The 18,443-nt window shown below is 33.9% G+C and carries 25 protein-coding genes; 4 read left to right on the forward strand and 21 right to left on the reverse strand.

What is annotated here, in order from left to right:
- Window positions 1-161: 161 nt before the first annotated feature.
- The 4 genes from E2R53_RS20665 to E2R53_RS20680 all read right to left on the reverse strand — a co-directional run bounded on the left by E2R53_RS20665 (window position 162) and on the right by E2R53_RS20680 (window position 3,507).
- Window positions 162-1,625 carry a hypothetical protein gene (locus E2R53_RS20665; RefSeq protein ID WP_133313621.1) on the reverse strand — a complete coding sequence of 488 codons (1,464 nt, stop codon included), beginning with the start codon at window positions 1,623-1,625 and terminating at the stop codon, window positions 162-164.
- 93 nt (window positions 1,626-1,718) lie between these two features.
- Window positions 1,719-2,129, reverse strand: a complete 411-nt coding sequence (locus E2R53_RS20670; RefSeq protein WP_133313622.1) for a hypothetical protein — start codon at window positions 2,127-2,129, stop codon at window positions 1,719-1,721.
- A gap of 341 nt (window positions 2,130-2,470) precedes the next feature.
- Window positions 2,471-2,851 (reverse strand): hypothetical protein, encoded by a 381-nt coding sequence (locus E2R53_RS20675; RefSeq protein ID WP_133313623.1) that lies wholly within the window; start codon window positions 2,849-2,851, stop codon window positions 2,471-2,473.
- Between the two features lie 203 nt (window positions 2,852-3,054).
- Window positions 3,055-3,507, reverse strand: a complete 453-nt coding sequence (locus E2R53_RS20680) for a JAB domain-containing protein (protein WP_133313624.1) — start codon at window positions 3,505-3,507, stop codon at window positions 3,055-3,057.
- A 995-nt stretch (window positions 3,508-4,502) separates the two neighbouring features.
- Here E2R53_RS20680 and E2R53_RS20685 point away from each other — a divergent pair.
- Window positions 4,503-4,691: an aspartyl-phosphate phosphatase Spo0E family protein gene (locus E2R53_RS20685; protein ID WP_133313625.1), complete on the forward strand. Its 189-nt coding sequence runs from the start codon at window positions 4,503-4,505 to the stop codon at window positions 4,689-4,691.
- A gap of 27 nt (window positions 4,692-4,718) precedes the next feature.
- Here the strand turns inward: E2R53_RS20685 and E2R53_RS20690 are convergent, their stop codons facing one another.
- A complete protein-coding gene (locus E2R53_RS20690) occupies window positions 4,719-5,951 on the reverse strand; it encodes an ATP-binding protein (RefSeq protein ID WP_133313626.1) in 1,233 nt (410 codons plus the stop codon).
- Between the two features lie 160 nt (window positions 5,952-6,111).
- Between E2R53_RS20690 and E2R53_RS23820 the strand changes: the two genes are divergently transcribed.
- Window positions 6,112-6,312, forward strand: a complete 201-nt coding sequence (locus tag E2R53_RS23820) for a GNAT family N-acetyltransferase (RefSeq protein WP_435796808.1) — start codon at window positions 6,112-6,114, stop codon at window positions 6,310-6,312.
- Window positions 6,313-6,371: 59 nt separating this feature from the next.
- Window positions 6,372-6,737 carry a YunG family protein gene (locus tag E2R53_RS20700; protein WP_133313627.1) on the forward strand — a complete coding sequence of 122 codons (366 nt, stop codon included), beginning with the start codon at window positions 6,372-6,374 and terminating at the stop codon, window positions 6,735-6,737.
- Between the two features lie 572 nt (window positions 6,738-7,309).
- On the opposite strand, the gene E2R53_RS20705 is transcribed toward E2R53_RS20700, so the two are convergent.
- From E2R53_RS20705 to E2R53_RS20720, 4 genes are all read right to left on the reverse strand, one after another.
- A complete protein-coding gene (locus E2R53_RS20705; protein WP_286166344.1) occupies window positions 7,310-7,909 on the reverse strand; it encodes a GNAT family N-acetyltransferase in 600 nt (199 codons plus the stop codon).
- 61 nt (window positions 7,910-7,970) lie between these two features.
- On the reverse strand, window positions 7,971-8,390 hold the full coding sequence (locus tag E2R53_RS20710; RefSeq protein ID WP_133313628.1) for a GNAT family N-acetyltransferase: 420 nt from the start codon (window positions 8,388-8,390) through the stop codon (window positions 7,971-7,973).
- A 126-nt stretch (window positions 8,391-8,516) separates the two neighbouring features.
- Window positions 8,517-8,840, reverse strand: coding sequence for a 3-deoxy-8-phosphooctulonate synthase (locus E2R53_RS20715; RefSeq protein ID WP_286166345.1), 324 nt, complete (start codon window positions 8,838-8,840; stop codon window positions 8,517-8,519).
- A 451-nt stretch (window positions 8,841-9,291) separates the two neighbouring features.
- The gene (locus E2R53_RS20720) at window positions 9,292-10,065 is read right to left on the reverse strand and encodes a Cof-type HAD-IIB family hydrolase (RefSeq protein WP_133313629.1); all 774 of its coding nucleotides are present in this window, start codon (window positions 10,063-10,065) and stop codon (window positions 9,292-9,294) included.
- A 259-nt stretch (window positions 10,066-10,324) separates the two neighbouring features.
- Between E2R53_RS20720 and E2R53_RS20725 the strand changes: the two genes are divergently transcribed.
- Window positions 10,325-10,720, forward strand: a complete 396-nt coding sequence (locus E2R53_RS20725) for a DUF3888 domain-containing protein (RefSeq protein ID WP_133313630.1) — start codon at window positions 10,325-10,327, stop codon at window positions 10,718-10,720.
- A 99-nt stretch (window positions 10,721-10,819) separates the two neighbouring features.
- Here E2R53_RS20725 and E2R53_RS20730 read toward each other — a convergent pair whose 3' ends face one another.
- The 12 genes from E2R53_RS20730 to E2R53_RS20780 all read right to left on the reverse strand — a co-directional run bounded on the left by E2R53_RS20730 (window position 10,820) and on the right by E2R53_RS20780 (window position 18,314).
- Complete coding sequence (locus tag E2R53_RS20730) at window positions 10,820-11,260, reverse strand: hypothetical protein (protein ID WP_133313631.1); 441 nt, start codon at window positions 11,258-11,260, stop codon at window positions 10,820-10,822.
- A 408-nt stretch (window positions 11,261-11,668) separates the two neighbouring features.
- Window positions 11,669-12,538 carry a GNAT family N-acetyltransferase gene (locus tag E2R53_RS20735; RefSeq protein WP_286166346.1) on the reverse strand — a complete coding sequence of 290 codons (870 nt, stop codon included), beginning with the start codon at window positions 12,536-12,538 and terminating at the stop codon, window positions 11,669-11,671.
- 78 nt (window positions 12,539-12,616) lie between these two features.
- Window positions 12,617-13,150: a uridine kinase family protein gene (locus E2R53_RS20740; RefSeq protein ID WP_286166363.1), complete on the reverse strand. Its 534-nt coding sequence runs from the start codon at window positions 13,148-13,150 to the stop codon at window positions 12,617-12,619.
- A gap of 253 nt (window positions 13,151-13,403) precedes the next feature.
- Window positions 13,404-13,817 (reverse strand): HIT family protein, encoded by a 414-nt coding sequence (locus E2R53_RS20745; protein ID WP_133313632.1) that lies wholly within the window; start codon window positions 13,815-13,817, stop codon window positions 13,404-13,406.
- A gap of 120 nt (window positions 13,818-13,937) precedes the next feature.
- Window positions 13,938-14,093: a hypothetical protein gene (locus E2R53_RS23695; RefSeq protein ID WP_286166347.1), complete on the reverse strand. Its 156-nt coding sequence runs from the start codon at window positions 14,091-14,093 to the stop codon at window positions 13,938-13,940.
- Window positions 14,071-14,397 (reverse strand): hypothetical protein, encoded by a 327-nt coding sequence (locus E2R53_RS20750; protein WP_286166348.1) that lies wholly within the window; start codon window positions 14,395-14,397, stop codon window positions 14,071-14,073. The genes E2R53_RS23695 and E2R53_RS20750 overlap by 23 nt, the downstream gene beginning before the upstream one ends.
- A 148-nt stretch (window positions 14,398-14,545) precedes the next feature.
- On the reverse strand, window positions 14,546-14,866 hold the full coding sequence (locus E2R53_RS20755) for a hypothetical protein (RefSeq protein ID WP_286166350.1): 321 nt from the start codon (window positions 14,864-14,866) through the stop codon (window positions 14,546-14,548).
- Window positions 14,867-14,943: 77 nt separating this feature from the next.
- Window positions 14,944-15,609: a GNAT family N-acetyltransferase gene (locus E2R53_RS20760; RefSeq protein ID WP_165971061.1), complete on the reverse strand. Its 666-nt coding sequence runs from the start codon at window positions 15,607-15,609 to the stop codon at window positions 14,944-14,946.
- A gap of 146 nt (window positions 15,610-15,755) precedes the next feature.
- Window positions 15,756-16,223: an NUDIX hydrolase gene (locus E2R53_RS20765; RefSeq protein ID WP_133313634.1), complete on the reverse strand. Its 468-nt coding sequence runs from the start codon at window positions 16,221-16,223 to the stop codon at window positions 15,756-15,758.
- 119 nt (window positions 16,224-16,342) lie between these two features.
- Window positions 16,343-16,831, reverse strand: a complete 489-nt coding sequence (locus E2R53_RS20770; protein ID WP_133313635.1) for an NUDIX hydrolase — start codon at window positions 16,829-16,831, stop codon at window positions 16,343-16,345.
- A gap of 216 nt (window positions 16,832-17,047) precedes the next feature.
- A complete protein-coding gene (locus tag E2R53_RS20775) occupies window positions 17,048-17,314 on the reverse strand; it encodes a DUF4279 domain-containing protein (RefSeq protein ID WP_133313636.1) in 267 nt (88 codons plus the stop codon).
- Between the two features lie 457 nt (window positions 17,315-17,771).
- Window positions 17,772-18,314 (reverse strand): DUF402 domain-containing protein, encoded by a 543-nt coding sequence (locus tag E2R53_RS20780; RefSeq protein ID WP_133313637.1) that lies wholly within the window; start codon window positions 18,312-18,314, stop codon window positions 17,772-17,774.
- Between the last annotated feature and the right edge of the window lie 129 nt (window positions 18,315-18,443).

Here is an 18,443-nt window from a genome sequence, read left to right on the forward strand (position 1 = left end):
TGTAATATTGTTTTTCAAGAACACGCAAAAAGAGGGAATCGATATAGTTGCTTATTTGCCGCTGAAATTAAGAACTTCTTTACCCGTAACTGCGTACAGAATTACAGGGAATTCCTTCTGTCTTCTGATTAGCTAGATATCCTGGACGCAAAATGAAATTGTTAATTCTTTATCTTGAGTTCTTTTTTAATAACTTCGATAAACGACTTTATAGGTGGTTCTATTAAACTCCTCTTTTCTTGGGTAAATATTGCACCGGATTCCTTAATGGTTGCAATCAGTTGATCGATATCAACTTTTTCAAATAAGAAAAGAAAGAAATGATCGATAACGATGCTTTTCCATGTAGGACCCGCACCGTTTCTAATATAAGCCTCACCAACAACTGATTTATTTAACAGCTTTTCTCTTTTGCTATTCAGTTCATCTTCTTTTTTTTCTAAATAAAAAGGGAAATCCTTGATGCCAAACTTCTTCATTAAGTGAGCTGTTATTTGCTTTTTATAACCTGCATTGATCCCTTCGTTATAATAAGCTTGCTGCTTAAGTAAGGGAGGCGCTTCTGAAAATGACGATGGGTTCTTCTTAAACTGATCCAAATGATCTTTCTTTTTTTGACTCTCAAGTTCCTCCTTCTTCTTTTCCTCTAATATTGTTAAATGCTTTATGTAATCAGTTACTATACGTTCTTGGTATTCTTTAATTAGATCATCTTCATTTTCATCATATAAAGTAAAGAGATTTTCCTCTAAATCAACGGTTAGAGCACGTTCAATACTAAATGTAAGTGGATTTCCAACAACATAATAGTCAAAATTTCCACTTTCTTGTTTCACAAGTCTTAGTACGGTACAGTTACTGTCCATTGGATTAAAATAAGCAATGCTTACTACTGAAAAATGACGAATTCCCATACTGTCTTGTACATAGTTCCGCTCTTCAGAACGAATGCTGTAGAATTCGTCCTGCCATTTTTGATCTTGACGGGTCTTTATCAATAACTTTTCTTCTGCCTCAACAAGAGTCGTATGCGGTGAAACAGACTTATGATAGGCAAGCCACTGTTTATCTATAAAAAAAAATGATTTAAATCCCTGAGCTGTATAAACTGCTTTCCTTTTTTCAATATGTTCACTGTATTGCTTACTCGTTTTTAAACCGGTAAGGAAATCCAGTGCCCATGTTGTGCCATCAGGTAGCTCAATGATAAAATCCGGTACAATCCCAAGCCGAGCCTTATATTTATATCCCTCGATAAGTGAAACCTGAAGAGGATAAAGAAGTTTCATCTGGCCCTCGATGAATGTTCGGATCAAGGTTTTCCCCATATCATGAGTTGTTTCGTTTTCATATTTATCTTTATGTTTATTGTAAGATTTATAATTTTCACTATATGAGCACTCTCTTTTATCAAAATGACTAAACGAGAATTTATTTTCGTTAGGAAGAACAATTTTTACATTTGTGCCGCAGCACAAGCATTTAAATGCCTTCTTTTTTGAAAAAGCACGATATTGCTTTTCGAATATAGGTTTGATTTCCTGCTGAGAGTACCCATCTCGTTGATATTTAACAAGTTCATATACAATATTTATTTCTTCGCCATGCAGTAACGCTGTATCCATTTTATATCTCCTAACCCAGTAATTTCATAATTATATTATAGTAAATAACTGGGTTGTAAACAGCCTATAAATCTATTTAGATTACCTTAAAAACTAGTCCCCACTGCAACCACGGTCAATTTCAATCCATTTTATTTTTTCGAGATCCCAATGATACTCTGTTACATTGTCTTTTTTATGAAGCGTGTTAATTTTTTCTTTAACGTAATTTTCGTCCATAAATATTTCTGCTTTTGTAGTCGAATAGGATGGTTCATACCATGTTGATTCCATTTGAAAGATGTAAAACTTCTTCCCATCCCCCTTTAATTCCCTGAATACATATCGTGTTTCCCATTTCTCACGATTAAAAGGGTTCTCATTTTTTTCGGTTGGTGTTTTCCACAGTTTTGTAGGTGTTGGGTGATTGCAAAATATCATGGCTTCAGGCTCTTTCAAATCTTCATTAAATTTTCCTCCACTCACTCCAAAAATAAATTTTGCACCCATCTTATAAATTTCCAAATTCTATTACCTCCTTTAGACCTATTAACATCTTATAATTCTGGTATATGAAATTACAGTTTTCCTAATGAATTTTACATAAAATTCAAATATGCTTAACAATTAAATCGCCCTGACTGATTTGAAATAGAAAAGACTCTTCCTATTAAGTGATGGAAAAGCCGTAACAAATCAATATCATTTTTATCCCATTAGTGTGATCAATCATCTTCTCCCATTCTTTTTAACGCGCTCAGTACGAATAGTCATAAGGCTCTTTTTATCATTCTTGATGTTTTCTAAGTACTTAAGCAGATAGGTTTCTGTAATCCTTACAGGCACATATCCTAATCGCTCGCGAATTAGTTTTCGACAACGAACATTTTTTTAGACAGATATATATAATTTCTGCCTGTTTCTTTTTCTATTTCTTCAAATTGATCTGTATCTTCCAGTTCACCAGCCCGATGAAAAGTTTTCATATGGTGATACATATCACTTCTTTCTTTCCTGATGAACTTTAATAAATACAGTAGTTCATACGTTGAAAAACCCATTAATTCCTGGGTGTTCTTATCAATATAATGATCGGCTACAAATTCACGCGTCCGCACTTCCAGCCTTTCATTGTTCTGCATGGCCTTATTTGAATTAACTCTCATGTCACAGAACCCGCAGAAGTACTGAAATTCATTCATTTTCTTAATGTCACTTCCGCAATATGGACATGTTTTCTCATTCATACTTGCTCTCCTCCTTAAGGGATTGGGTTTTGGATTAAGCTTCGGCAGCAAGATTAATAACAGGCTCGATGCCTGTCAGATTTAATCCTTGAAAAAACAGTTGTTTTTTCTTCCTTTCGTACAGCTTTATTAAGTTCTCAATCTAAAAACTCTCATGCTATATAGAACAAAGGGGCAATGCCCTTTGTTCTATATCCTAAAACTTACAGATAGCCTTTTTCTTTCAAGCTCATATGGTTTCCTTTGTGGGTGACGATAATGTGGTCAAGGAGCTGAATGCCTAACGTCTTCCCTGCCTCAGCAATTCTCCTTGTAACTTCAATATCTTCCATGCTTGGTGTCGGGTCTCCTGAGGGGTGCTGGTGACTGACGATAATAGAGGCCGCATTGTTTAAAATGGCTGATTTCATCACCTCTCTTGGATGAACAACACTTGCATTTAAACTTCCCACGTGTGCCCGGTGCAAACCGATAACCTCATTTTTTGTATTAAGCATCATGACGAGAAATACCTCTCTGTCCTCATCTGCAATATAAGATGCCGCAAGCTTTTCTGCATCCATTGGGGAAGTTATCTTGTATGCGGCAAAAGCTTCTTTTGCTTCCCTGATTTCCTGTCTGATTCTCACTACTTCAAAGATAGATTCTAAATTCATTTTTCATTCTCCTTTGTAATAATGTTTTTGGATATTACTTTTCTACAGTTTTGAGTGTTTTTGAGGTTGTTTCTATCCTCCTTTTCTTTTAAATCTTGGGTTGTCCATTTTGAAGCCGAAGCGCTGATGTTCCCCAAAGGGGGATGATTTTTCCCCTTTTGCAAGGAGAACGAAAAGCACGCATAGGCAATTGGTCAAGGGCGGTATGAGCACAAAAGTTTTTTATGCTGCAGGCGCCTTTAAAAAAGTTTTGTGCCCCTTGACTGATTGACTCGCCGTCTTCTTCTCCAGCCGGAAAGGTTCGGGTTCCTGCCGGATGGAGATGTAGCCGGCTTGCGCTGTTTTACGATTCGGATTCAAAAGGGAAAAACACAATAAAAAGCAGCCATGAATGGCTGCTTACCTTGTTGCCTATTATTCTTTTATCTCTTCACCTTTTGACTTTCAGGCTTGCGGCTCGTTCGGTATGGCGGCTGGCCGCAAATGGACAAGAACCTACGGAATGTAGGCGAAAGCCGTACAGACCGTGGTTATCGGGCCATTTAATGCCGAAGCGACACGTACAGAATGACAGAAAGATGATTCCCCCTTTCTGATCAGACTGTCGTGCTGCCGCCAAACCAGTAAAAGAGTCCTCATTTTTATACTTATTAGTTTAAACAAACGTTTAATTAAATAGTTAAAAGTTCCGGTTAATCAACGGTATTGGGCTCCAGAAGGATAATCAGTTAGGTATCAGATGGATATTAAAGAATAATGTTAAGTTTATTTTTCATGTAGATTGTGCAAACTTTTTATATCAAGGAAACCTACAAAGTGATTATATACTCCATCCCTTGATAAGCCAGGTCTTCTTTCCTGGCTTTTATTCTTCTTTTACAATCGCTAATATAAATTTTTATAAAAATCGTTTCATTTTTTTCTAAAATATGGAATAATAGGAATTCTATTAAACAATTACTCATGCTTATAAAATCTAATGTTGGAGTCAAGTTATGAATGCAATTGAACAAAGAGACCTTTTAAATGAGATTAATATTCTTCGAGAACTTATGATGCGAATTGCTAATAAACAGGGTTTCAGTAGCCCTGATACTCTGCTATACAGTCAAAAACTAGACAAAATGATCTATGAGTCCAGCAGTGCAGCGCTCAATGTATTACTTCAAATAGATAAGCTCTAATCAAAATATCCTTTTCTTTACTATGTTCTATATCAATTTAATGAGTTTTTTATTCATTACTGCAGGCAAAATGATTTCAACTGTTGTTCCTGCGTTTTCTTTACTATGGAACGACAGTATCCCGTTATGACTTTCAATTATCCTAAAGCACGTCATTAATCCAAGCCCAGTTCCCTTTTCCTTTGTGGTATAAAACGGTTCTCCCAGTGTAGATATCCGTTCTTTTGAAATACCGATTCCCTGATCGGTAATCTGGATAGAAATCTCATCTTCCCCCTTTAACTGAACCTTCACATCAATATTTCCGCCCATTGGCATGGCTTCAATAGCGTTCTTAAAAACATTTAGAAACACTTGTTTTAATTGGCCTTCGGCACACAATACCTTCGGCAGTTCCCTCTCAAATTCCAAAAAGATTTGAACATTATTTAGAATGGACTGGGTATTGATTAGAGTAACCACATCTTTTAATAAATCTTTTACATCTTGCTCTCTAAAAACAACAGCATTTGGTTTTGCAAGAACGAGAAATTCACTTACAATTGCATTTATTCGATCGAGCTCATTTAACATAATCGTATAGTACTCATCTTCAGGATGATCGGCCTTCTTTAGCTGAATAAATCCTTTTATGGCAGTGAGTGGATTGCGGATTTCATGAGCAATGCCAGCTGCCATTTGTCCCAAAAGAGCGAGTTTCTCGGATTTTTGAAGCATTAGCTCCGTTTTCTCTTTCCTTTCAGTAATATCTTTACCAATTGAAAGCAAAGCCTCTTTTTCACCAAATATAATATTCAATAAAGATATTTCAAAGAAAAATGTTGATCCGTCTGAACGTCTAACTTTATGTTCAATATTGTGTAATGGCTGTTTCTCTTTTTTTACCTGATCAATCCGTTCCAGCAATACATTTTTATACTCAAGTACAATAAAATCAAACAAATCTCTTCCGATAATTTCATTTTTACTAGTAGCCCCAAGCAATTTGACCGCAGCTTTATTCAAATACACAATTTTGTTATCCCGGTGAATAAAGATCGATTCAGGCAATGAATCAATCATATGCTTGTAGCTTGTTTCATTCATGCGTGCTTTTTTCGCGTAGTATCTAGCCGTATCATATTGCCATCCAACCAGCCAGGCAATAAGGGTAAAGATTAAAAAGTCTAATGTAAAAAAAGGTTCTTGTCCCACAACCTTTTGATAGGCTGTAAATAATATAGAAATTATCACCAAACAAATTTGCCCCGCGTAATTCATCTCATGTGCCCCTTATGTAAATAATTCATATATCATAGCACAAAATAAAAATAATTTTGATGATTCTTATAATGAAACTGTGTATATTCAAATCTTAGCACCAATATATCTATGGCAAATGATTCTACTGCTTCTTACGCATTTTCTTTAATAAGATAATATGGAATTTGGCTTCGAGCATATGAATATCCATAAGGTCACCGCTGCACATAACACAGACAATCCTGCTTCTGGTAGGATTATGAGAAAGGTTGGGTTGGACAAAGAGGAAACAATTAGACATATGATCCACAATTCAAAGAATCAATACAAGGATTGTGCAGTCTATGGGATAATACAAAAAGATTATCTTAAATCATGATGTCTGTACACAATCCCATATTCTTAAAAAACTAAGTTATTAGTATTGGAGATTTATTAATGAGTACATATGAAAAAACTATTGAACAGTTATTAAACATTTTTAAAAAAACTTGGTCATTAAAATCAAGTTCGAAATGGACTATAGATAATCCCGCAAGAGGACACTGTGGTGTAACATCTTTGGTGGTCAATGATATTTTAGGAGGGGAGATCAGGAAAACTCCCTTATCTGAGGGATGGCACTATTATAATATTATTCAAAATACACGGTATGATTTTACCGATTATCAATTCTCTGAAAGTATAAAGTATGAAGATGTGCCATCTAATAGAGAAGAGGCTTTTACGGATACAGACATAGATCAATACAGCTATCTGAAAAATGGTGTTTTACTAGAACTAAGAAAGTTAAGTGTTCATTAATCGGAGGTGGTTGCTTAAAATGCAGATTTACAGGAAAAAACAGAAACAATTGTGATTGATATGGATGAAGTGATAGCTGATTTTTAAAAGAAACATTTAGATATTTACAATCAAGAGTATAATTAAGTATTAACAACTGAGGACTTACAAGGAACATGACTCTGGAATATTCGACCAATCTCAAGTGTATGTTCTTTTTTTCCCAATCAGAGTCAAAGCTAAGATCGCTTCAACATTTGTTACAACAAAAACAGGATAGTAATCAAATATGATATGTTCAAACGTATCGATCTGCTCTATTTGTTTTAGACTCTCTACACAATAAATCTGAATCCCTTTATCTTCTTTTACGGTTAGTTTTGACAATAGACGGCTATATAAAAACGTGATACATCTTGTTCCATGGAAAAAGTCCAGTTTATATCCTTGTTCGCAGGTACGTACAGCTGAATATCTTTGATGCGAGGCACAGTTTAATCTCCTTATATATAAACTAATCTTCCTAATCTGTTCCTTTTGCTTCTTCAGAGAAGCCCTTTGTTGAATATGAAACTACAATTTACAGAAAAATTTTATTGATACTTAGAATCCCTATAAGCAAATCCTTTTTTAATTGAATTCCAATCCTTATTAATAATAGAGTATAGAACGGCATTTCTTACAAAACCACCAGGAAGAATTCTCTCGTTTCTCATAACCCCTTCTTTAACAGCACCTAACCTTTCGATAGCTCTCTGTGAGCGTTTATTTCTTTCATCTGTTTTGAACTGAACTCTGACCATTTCTAATTCTTCAAAACAATATTGCAAGATTAAATATTTACAGTTTGAGTTTACGAAAGACTTTTGATAGTACTTTCTATACCAAGTAGAACCCAATTCACAAGATTTTTGATTTAAATTAATATCAAATAGTCTAGTGGATCCGATGATTTGATTCTTTTCTTTTAAAACAACAACAAAAGGCAAGGCAATCTCTTGCTCACGTAATTGAATAGCGGATGCTACCCATTGTTCCATTTCATCTAAGGTTGAAATTTCACTTAACATAAAACTCCATATTTCTGGATGATTTGCTTCAAATAGTGCATTGGAATGATGATGTTCTAGAGGAATTAATTTGATTTTCTCATTTTCTAACATTTGTTGATCTTGAAAGATTGTGTTATCCATAAGTCCTCCTAAAAAACAATAAATAATTCTTATTTTAAAGCCCTCGATGATTGCATAAATATTAATTTGATTTAAAATATATAATTTCAGGGTCTCCATCGTCTAAATTTTCAACTATTCCACTTTCAACAAACCCATTCAATTCAAATACTTTATGCATACTAACGTTAGAGCGATTAGTAGAAGAAAATACCTTCGCAGTGGTGGATATACTCATCATATAATCCATCAACAGGCTCGCATAACCTTTACGTCTTTTTGACGGTGACACTATAATCAGTGATATAAATGAACATTCGAAGAAGTTAGTATCATAAATTAAAAATCCTGCAATATCATCTTCTTCCTTGGCAATTATACATCGCCCTTCCTCAATGGCATTTTTAATAAATTTCCGTCTGTTTGTGTTTCCTATAACTTCACTGTCTATGTATACTATTTTGTCTAAATTTGCAATGTCTGCAATAAGAACGTTTTTCATCTTATTACCCCTTTTAATAGGTTTTGTTTATAAATCTAATAGTTTCTCTTATTCCGCAATCCTTAAGCAAACGCCCACGATTGTTGAAGATTCTATTTTCCACGTTCTGCTCTGTTATATGCTGCTTTAATCAATAAATATTAGGTCTTCTCTAGTCTTAATTGGTTTTACGACCCCCACATTGTAAACTCCCCAACCATCATCTTCTAGTTCAATGCAAGTATATAAATATGGTTTTTCGCTTACTTCCCAAATCACGCTAGCTCTTGAACCATTTGGTGCCTGTACAAAGCCATCATCAAAGGTGCATCCTTCTACAAAATCAAAGGGATCAGTTATTTCACCATATATAAATCCATCTGTTTCAGTCTCGAAACAAAGGGAGTACCTATGATAAACTTGATAACCAATCTTTCGTTTTATTCGTTTACAGATATTTGTATTCACCATATTCCCACCGTTTGAGATTTTCTTTAAGGATTATACAGACTGCTCCCAGGCCCGTTCACACTCTGCTGTAATAGCCCCCAATAGATTAAGATGGCTATCTTGTTTTATATCTGAACTTTAAATCCATCCCAATAAATACAACTGATAATATTATAGCAACTAAACTTGATATGAAAAATCCAATTGCATATGATGGAATACTTTCTTCTGGCACTCTATCACTTATTTCAAAGGCTAAAAAATTCTCTCCAATGCCATCTCCATCAATATTTGTGCCAAGACACCATATATCTAAGCCTTTGACTTCATTTTCATTTCACACTCATTATTATGATATTTCACCATAAAACCCAACATCCAAATTAAACAATACTGCCCAATTTTTCAATAAAAGATGCCGATCACGCTGTGCTGCAATCGCCCCCGATTGTTTAATAAAACCTTTGTTTAGTCAGATGATATTGTATTTTTTTAACGCGAAGGGAATTCCATCTTCACCAGACTTTTTCGTTACGTAATCCGCAACTTTTTTTAACTTTTCGCTGCCATTGCCCATAGCAATTCCTAAACCCACTAGTTCGAGCATATCTATATCATTATCCCCGTCACCAAATGCAATTGCTTCTGTTCTATCTAACCCATAATAATCCAATACTTTCAAGATTGCTAAAGACTTTGATACGTCTTCTTGTAATATATTTAAAACATAAGGATGCCATCTTCTAAAATTAAGAAGGGGAAAGGATTCTTTATACTTTTCAACTATTGCATCCGTCGCAAATAAACACATTAAATAAACATCCTCGTTATAGATTAGATCATCTAATTCAGGATATTCATCTAATGATAAAGTCTCCTTTAAAGCCTTAGATATTTCATCTTCTTTCACACCATTCATACAGAATTTCTCAGTATAAAATGAGAGACCGTGCTGTTCTTTATGTGAAAACTCCACTATTTCCTTTACTGTATTTCTATCCATAGGTACTTTGTGAATAATTACATCTTTATGCTTAACGTATCCTCCATTTGCTGTAATAAATGTATCAATACCTAATTCTCTAATCTCTTCACACATAGATAATGGCCTGCCAGTAGCAGCTACTAATTTTATCCCTTTAGTTTTTAAGGTCTTAATTACTTTTTTAGTTTTATCAGATATACGTCCATTATCGTGGTTAGTTATAGTTCCGTCGATATCAAAGAAGACTATTTTAAAATCCATATAATTTCCCCTTTCGGTTACAGATTACCCATTCATATAATACCAATTATTTCAAATGTGATTTAGAATGACAATAATATTTGCATAAAAAAGAGGGCTTATCTTGTTACGTATAAGCCCCCTTTAATGGAATAACTACAATATGGCTTCATTCCTAAAATTGCTCAACTCACAATTCTTCTTTAACTAACGCCCCGTTAGCTTAATAAGAATTTCTTTAATTGTTAATTATAAGAGAAACCTGGAATGGAGGATTTTTATGAGAAAAAGTCTTTTAATATTTATTGTCTGCTTAACCCTTTTCTCTTATTCACCCGTTAAAGCTGAAACCGCAACTAAAAATGATGTACAGTTGCGTGATGACCTTATTTTCATATTGATTTATCCCTCAATTCAACAGGAATTGAAAAAGCAATATGGCGAAATCAAACAAAGTAATTGTGCTAATATAACCCAAATTAAGAAGCTGCAACACGGCAGTTACTTATTTAATGTCACAGTCCAGGTAAGGACTTTTGAAGGTGCCCATAATCCCCAATATGATTTAGTGACTATCACTTTTAGTAATGAAAAGACCTTAGATTGGCAGGCAATTGATTTCAAAAGCAAAAGGTTAAAGCCAACCGAAATAACTAAATGCAGGCATCCTTTGTAAAAAGGGGGTTTTTTCTTCGGTTATATTATTCAACTGCCCTTTACTTCAATAAGAGGAGGCGACACTTTGTTAAGCAATCGCCCCCTATAATTGAAGACCTTAATCACCTGAGATAACACCAATTTGCACTTCTTTACCATTTTTTATAGCTTTTATAACATTGTATTTCTTATCTAATCTCACTCTATAAAGTAGTTGGTAATCTATTTCCTCGCTTGAATAATTTTCAGTTTCTTTTTGGCTATATACAATCTTTAAAATGTCGGTATCAGCACTTACTTTAAAATCATCATAATAAATTGCTTTTTCACCCAGCGTTACGTTTATTCCATTTAAAAACACATATATGTCTTCATTGCCTTCTAAATAAAGATGAATACCATTCTCGTTTTTAGTTTCTCCGATAAATGACTTCACATCTTGTTTTGCATTATCAATTTTAATTTTAGAATATGATAGGTCGGTTTGTTTATTCATTTGAAAACATCCTGCTACTACCAGTAAGAACAGTGTGAATACTAAAATAATACTCTTGTTCACCTATTCCTCCCTCCTTTAATAAATAACTACTTCATAACATTTTACGTTAGAACTCTTATTCCATTAAAATGCCCAATTCCTCAATAAGAAAAGGCGGTCCACTTTGCTGCAACTAATTATAATTTTGGATAGAATTCCGCATACAATAATAGTCAATCCAGCAAAGATTCCAGCATATATTCTGTTGTCCCAGTCTATGTAAGAATTTGAGATAGTAATCACAGTGGCAGCAAAGAAGCCCATAAGAATTGCTTGAGGTATATTTAATTTCATTTTAAACTTTTCCATTGAAAACTCCTTTTTGGCCCGTAGAATTTTCTAAACGGTAATATTTGTTGTTCCAGATAAGCCCCCTTTAACGAAACATCAAATAATTTTTGTAACGCTCGTTATCGTATGTTCAATAATTCAACCAAATACCTGGGCTGCAATCCCGAATAGTGTATTATTTCTTATTGGCATAGTGGATGAATTTATAATCATTATTGGAGGATTATTAACCATCATAAATCCCATTTCTTGTAATACAATCATAAATGACTCTTTACCTGACGGTACATCTACTCTTAATTTTCCTTGATGCCTAGATGCCAAGCTATTTACGAGTAAGGCAGCTACCTTATTGTCTGGAGCTACAATGGGTCCTAATATCAAGTTTTCGGGACCTAGAATAGCTGCTCCATAGCCAATAACATTGTTTTTATAATCCTTGGCTACTATGCAATTCTCCGATTGAATTATCCTATTATAAAGAAAGCTACTTCTTCTAGCTCCGAAGGCTTTCTCATCAATATTGATAACACTATTGAAATGAATGTTATTAAAATCTTCTAAAATAACATCACTGATTTCCGGAGACTTTCCAGGTTTATAGTTTTCACATAGATATTTATGCACACTATTAATAGTCTTAAAACCAATTTTTTCGTATAGAGGTATCCCTTCTTTAGTAGCTATTAACATAATTGAAACGGTATTAGGGACAGAATCTATACATTTTAGAGTAGCGTCTTTACCTAATCCTAATCCTCTATATGCTTTATCCACGATGACCATCCCAATTGAAGCTGCTGTATCGTACGTGATGATTGCAGCACTTGAAACAACCTTACCGTTGCAATTTTTATGCCCGTATATTTTACCTGATCTCATAATTGTCGCAATTTCTTTTTCATCATAATCCCACCCAATAGAGTCGGATAACTTAATCAAATCTGAAACGTCATTTTTATTAAGTTGAACTAGACTCAATAATTCCTCGTCGTTAAGAATCATCATCGGCTCCTATAATGTTATTTGAATCACAATTGGCGTAAATCCATATTTTTTAAAACTCACCCATGGCGAATGTAAAGTTCACATAGTCCCATTGAATACAAAATCTGCTCTTTGGAATGGTTTTTGCTCTTTCAGATAAATATCTTCTGAAATCATCCAATTATCTTCCCACAATTCACGAGCGTCTTCTCCGTCTCTTTTGATACCTCTTGATAGCCTTGTTTCTCTAGGACAATCAATCCATATCTTTATATCATATTTATTCTCTAGTTCTTGCCGAATGGTATATATACCTTCAACTACGACAATACCACCTACAGGCACAGTATGCCATTCTGTTAAGGAATCAGTTTCCCAATCGTATCGTTGATATTGCCCTTCTCTCCCTTGGCTTATTGGTTCCAGTATCTGATTTAAAAGACGATTCCAATCAAAGTCTGCACCGACTGGCTTTTGTGTAGGATGTTTTTTTATAATTTGTGATGAAGGAAAGTAAAAATCATCATTATGTACAATTGTTATATTAGGTAGCACTTCTTTCATTTTATCAGCAAATGTACTTTTCCCTGAGCCGCCACATCCATCTATTCCAATCACCAAAGTTGATTGCATTTTAGAGATCTCACTGATAGTTTCAATAAACTCTTTAAAGGAGTTGAATTTTCCCCTTACCAATTTCATATCACTCATAATTTCAATACCCCTCTAGGTTCGTTCAAAAATTTGATAACGACATACAAAGAATTTAACAAAAAAGGTCTTAACCCTCCTTGGATTAACACCTACAATTAGTTAATTAGAAGGACCGAAGCAAAATACTTTGCAGCAATCGCCCCCGATTGTGGAATAAATACTATTAATATCTTTATTTTTTACTGAGATTGATCTGTAAACTCGCTTTCAACTGTATAAAATCATCTTGATTCACTGTTATTTTAGGTTCGTTCCAAGAAAAACCGTCATCTTTAAACCTTGGTATTATATGCATATGATAGTGTTCCACATCTTTGAATATTCCATTATTTTGCATAATTGTTATTCCATCCGTATTGAGTAAAGTTTCTAGAGAAATAGCTACTTTTTGAGCAATAAGAATTATTTCATTCAAACTCTCAACATCAACTTCACTAAATTCTTGGTAATGTTTTTTTGGAACTATTAAAACGTGACCTTTATTTATTGGGAATTTGTCTAAAAAGCAACACACCGAATCGTTTTCGTATATTATGTAGGCATCAGCTTTTTTTTCGATAATTTTACAAAAGAGGCAAGGCACCATATCTTCTCCTCCATTAATATGTAATAAGAATTCTATTTGAACTATAATGTGCAATTATTAGTTAAAGGGGACGGTTCCTTATGTTCAGTAATCGCCCCCGATTGTTGAATTAATTGAATATTATCTGAGTAATGTTTTTAGTGTATCTTCAAGATCTTTTTCAAGGTCGTTTTTAGAAAGGTCGTATATAGTACCAGAACTCCTTAAGTAGCCGCCAAAGTAATACCATAACTCAATCATTTCAGCATATAAATCATTCTTCAGATTCAGGATCATCGTAATCTACTGCTATTTGAGATCGATACTCTTTTTCAAGACACTTCTCAGATGTTAAATCGTCAATTTCATCACCATCAATATCCCTGCAAATCCATATTCTTAGATTTTGTTTTCCGTGTTTTGCGAAACTACTTGAATATTTCCTTTGAAGAACCTTACTCGAATCTTCTGCTATCCTTTCTAATTCACCAATTTTTCTTTGTAGCTCTTCATTTATCTCATTTTCGGAAACTGAAAGATATTTTCCGGCAATCTCGTTCTGCTTTCTTTCCTCAACTAATCTTTTAATTTTTTTGAACAAATTATCCCCTCCAGTTACGCAGCATCAGTCAATACAATAAGTAAATCGTATACCCTTTATTTAACAAACGCCCCGATTGTGGAAGATTAAATCTTTGAACCCCTTCTTCAGATAAATGACGTCCCAACACATAAATTAAAGGATCTATTTAGTGTGTCATTGAATGAGTTGCAAGATAAAAAGTCATAAATATACTGAAACCAGCTAGGAAGATTAGACTTAAATAAAACACTTTTCTCCTAAATCCCCCTAGAAAGTATATATTAACTAAAAAATAATAGATTATAGCACTTCCAAGAATAAATAATAAAAATTCTTTGTATTCATTCGAAGGAATAGGATTTGTTACACTTGTAAAAGCTGAACCGCCAAAAATGAATCCACCTATTAAATTTAATAACTTTCTCAAACTCATTTCTTTTTTGGTTACTATTTGAACATTTTGAGACGTTTGAATATTAGTTTCCAATAATATCCCCTCACACTTAGTTAGAATAAGAGGAGACGTCACTTTTTTAAGCAATCGCCCCCGATTGCTGAATAAAATCAACTAAAATGCAAGTCGATTCCATATTGATATAAGTTTAGTTTTCTAGCAACAGACTGTGATGAGAAATTATCCCAGGCAGTGCTATAGAGAGGCTGCAACCCTAATTTCTTCACTTCATTAGCCCAAGATATTACACATCTAGTGGCATAGCCTTGACCTTGATACCTTGGCGATGTTTCCACGCTTGCTTCAGCAGCTGTTGAACTTTTTCTAGCACTTGAGCAAACGGACACCGCTTTACCATCTTGTACAATAACATACAATGGCTGTTTCCATTCTAGTTCTCTCATTAGATTAGGAAATTCTTCAGCCAATATCTCTTTATTTTCACTAGTTATCTTAATTGCATCAGATATCATATTAAAGCCTTCAGGAAAGGCGTATGCTGGTCCCAACCATATGGAATTTATCTTCCTGATCATATTAACATTGAAAATGAGTTTTCCAAGATCCTGGTTGTCTACCAGTGTTAGGATTTCAATCTTTTCAATTTCAGAAATAGTTTTATCAAACCGAATTACATTTCCTGTCTTAGTACGTCCAATGAAAAGGAACGGTGCAGCTGTATCTTCACGTTCGTTCAATCCGGTTATTCTTTTTAGTTTATCGATTTTAAATAATACTTCAGTCTGCATATCCATCATTTTTTTCTCTATACCCAATTTCATTCTCCTAGTGTCGATTTAACCACTTAAAAATGCTTCTGTATACGACAAACGCCCCCGATTGTAGAATAAGATATTATTACAATTGTTCATTAATAGGAAGTAAATATTTGAAAGGGCTGCGGTGTTAAATAAAGAAGATTTCACTTTATTATTTGTGTTTGAACGCCATTCACCCAATCTAATATATATGGTGATTGGTGTGGGTTTAAATTTTCAGGTAATTCATTCTTATACAAAAAACTTAACTTTTTACTTTCATTGTTAGTTTTTAAAATGCCAGTATAATCTGTTGTATGAAAGATGATTTGAACACTGAAAACTTGATCACCATTAGAGTATTTAGAAAATCCCTCTACTCCAGAATACAAACCAAACAGCTCTAATTTATTTAGTGACAGTCCTGTTTCTTCAAGAACTTCTCTTATAACAGCTTCCTCAAATGTTTCACCGAGTTCGAGTAAGTCTCCCGGTATTCCCCAAGTTCCATAATCTGTTCTTTGTTGTAATAGTATTCTCCCTAGTTCATCTTCAATGATGGCTCCGCGACCTACAGTGAGTAAGGTTTCTTGGCCAATGGATTTTCTCATCGTTTTTACGTAATCGTTCATAATAGCCCTCGCTGAAAGTTAGCATTTAGTTTTTAACTGGTTTAATACCCTTCTCATAGTGAATTCAACAAATAGAGCGTCAACCACTCTTGGATTAACGCCGCCGATTGCTGAATATCTTACATTTTCATTTTCCAATCATTATAAAGCTCAATATCCGGATCAAATACACTTTCCTTTAACCACCTAATTGCTTTAAGAACTAGTGGAGATGCATTATTAATATTTGCTTCTTTTTCTGTTAACCACAACGCACCCAGAGAGTCTTGACCTTCAAACTGATGAGGATTATTTATATCGCCACCCACTTTTTCAACCAAATAATAAGCTGCAATGTGATGGACAAATTCACAATCATTCCAATTCCAAGGTAACATAAAATCTGCAATACCTAAGTTCTTTTCTATTTTCACTTTAATACCAGTCTCTTCAAGAAATTCTCGTTTTAAAGCTCCTGTCAGACTTTCACCGTCTTCTAAACTTCCTCCTGGAAGATCATAACGATTTATGTAAGGTCCTCTGTTCTTATTGATTACTAGTATTTTATTGCCATCGGTGTAAATGCCATAAACTCCAAAAGCTCGGTGAATCTTTTTATCAGTAATCATTATTTTCTCCTCGCTATATTCTGAACGTCAAAGGGTGAAAACCGATATTACACAATTGCCCCCGAATGTTGAAGAATTAAGTGACTTTAGTATTGCAAGAATGGCGTGATTAACCTGATACATCTATGTCTATTTCTGCTTTGATATTATAAAGAAATTCTATTGTCTTCGGCTCTAAGCATATTGCCGGCTTCCGCTTTTGTTCTATATCAATAGTTATTGAAAATCAATAAGCACTTGTTGTTTAGCAACTAAGATATCTATAAGCTGTGAGAGTTGATTGTTAATATCATAAGACTCCTCATCTTGTGTCCCTACACACCAGCAAGAAACCTTTCTGTATAAATCTAAATCTCTTACCCTGTCCCCTAAATTATAGGATCGTATCGGTTCTATTTCTAACCTATCAGTAAACTCTGATAGAGGGAATATTGCTTCCTTAGATACAATAAACTCAGCTCTAACTGTTGTTGTTTTATTCATAATACTCCTTGTGTAAGTTAATAAATCCGATTTTACTTTTCAAGATATCCCTCAATTCCTGACGAGACACTCCAGTGAAATTAATGTTAACTTAATCAGATAAATAAAAGTAAGCTATTACTGGTGAAATACTTAGAATAATTCCAATAGAAATAAGAATTTTATTTTCACTTTTTCTAAAGAGACCTATGACCGATATTATAAATTGGACCATTATTATTACTACTATAATTTCTAATTTATGGCAACTAATATTAGATACCATATAAAAATACCTAAGCTAACCGAAAGTACACTACATAAAACGGGCAAATTTTTCAATGCAATCACTTTATAATCGGTGTTTGAGCTTTTTTTCTTAATTTTAGATAGTCCCCTTTACTCATTAAACTGCCCAACTCCTCAATTAGAAAAGGCGATCCACTTTGCTGCAATCGCCCCCGATTGTTGAATAAGACTAGTTGAGCTTTTGTTCTAAGATATGTTTATGATTATTTGCTAAATCAAATAATTTAAAGTCTCCGTTAATAATCAATTTTGTAACTTGATTAGCCTCATTCCAAGCAATATCATAAAGTTGTTTATTAATGGAGCCTTGTTGATATGCTTCTTCTAGTTCATCCGTATCTAAATGAAACACTTTTCCAGAGGGTAATACCACAATATCTATAAATAAGTCATCCATCCACGGTACATTCTTTTCTACACCATTTTCTTTACATATATCTATATACCATTGAATTACTTCACCTTTAGAATTAAACATCGTAGTTAGCGAATATTTCTCGTTTAGAGGAAAATGTTGCAGCCACTTATACCCGTTGTCAACAATGCAAACATCTGATTCTCCATATTTTTTAAATAATGGATCTGTTACTTGGACAATATCAATTAATGTTGCATAATCCTCAAAATCGGTTGAACTTATTATAGTTTGGGCAAATCTTTTCTGTGTCACTCTTTTCCAGTCTCTGTAATCACCATATTTCCGTTTAAGCAATCAAATTCCCACCTCCTACTCTGAAATTCCCATTAACTTTATACCAATTATTTCAAATTACTAATACTATAACAATATCTTTTTTAATAAAAAAGAAGGCTTATCTTGTTACGGATAAGCCCCCGATTG

The organism is Peribacillus frigoritolerans (genome assembly GCF_004358755.1).
Classification (GTDB): Bacteria; Bacillota; Bacilli; order Bacillales; family Bacillaceae; genus Bacillus_P.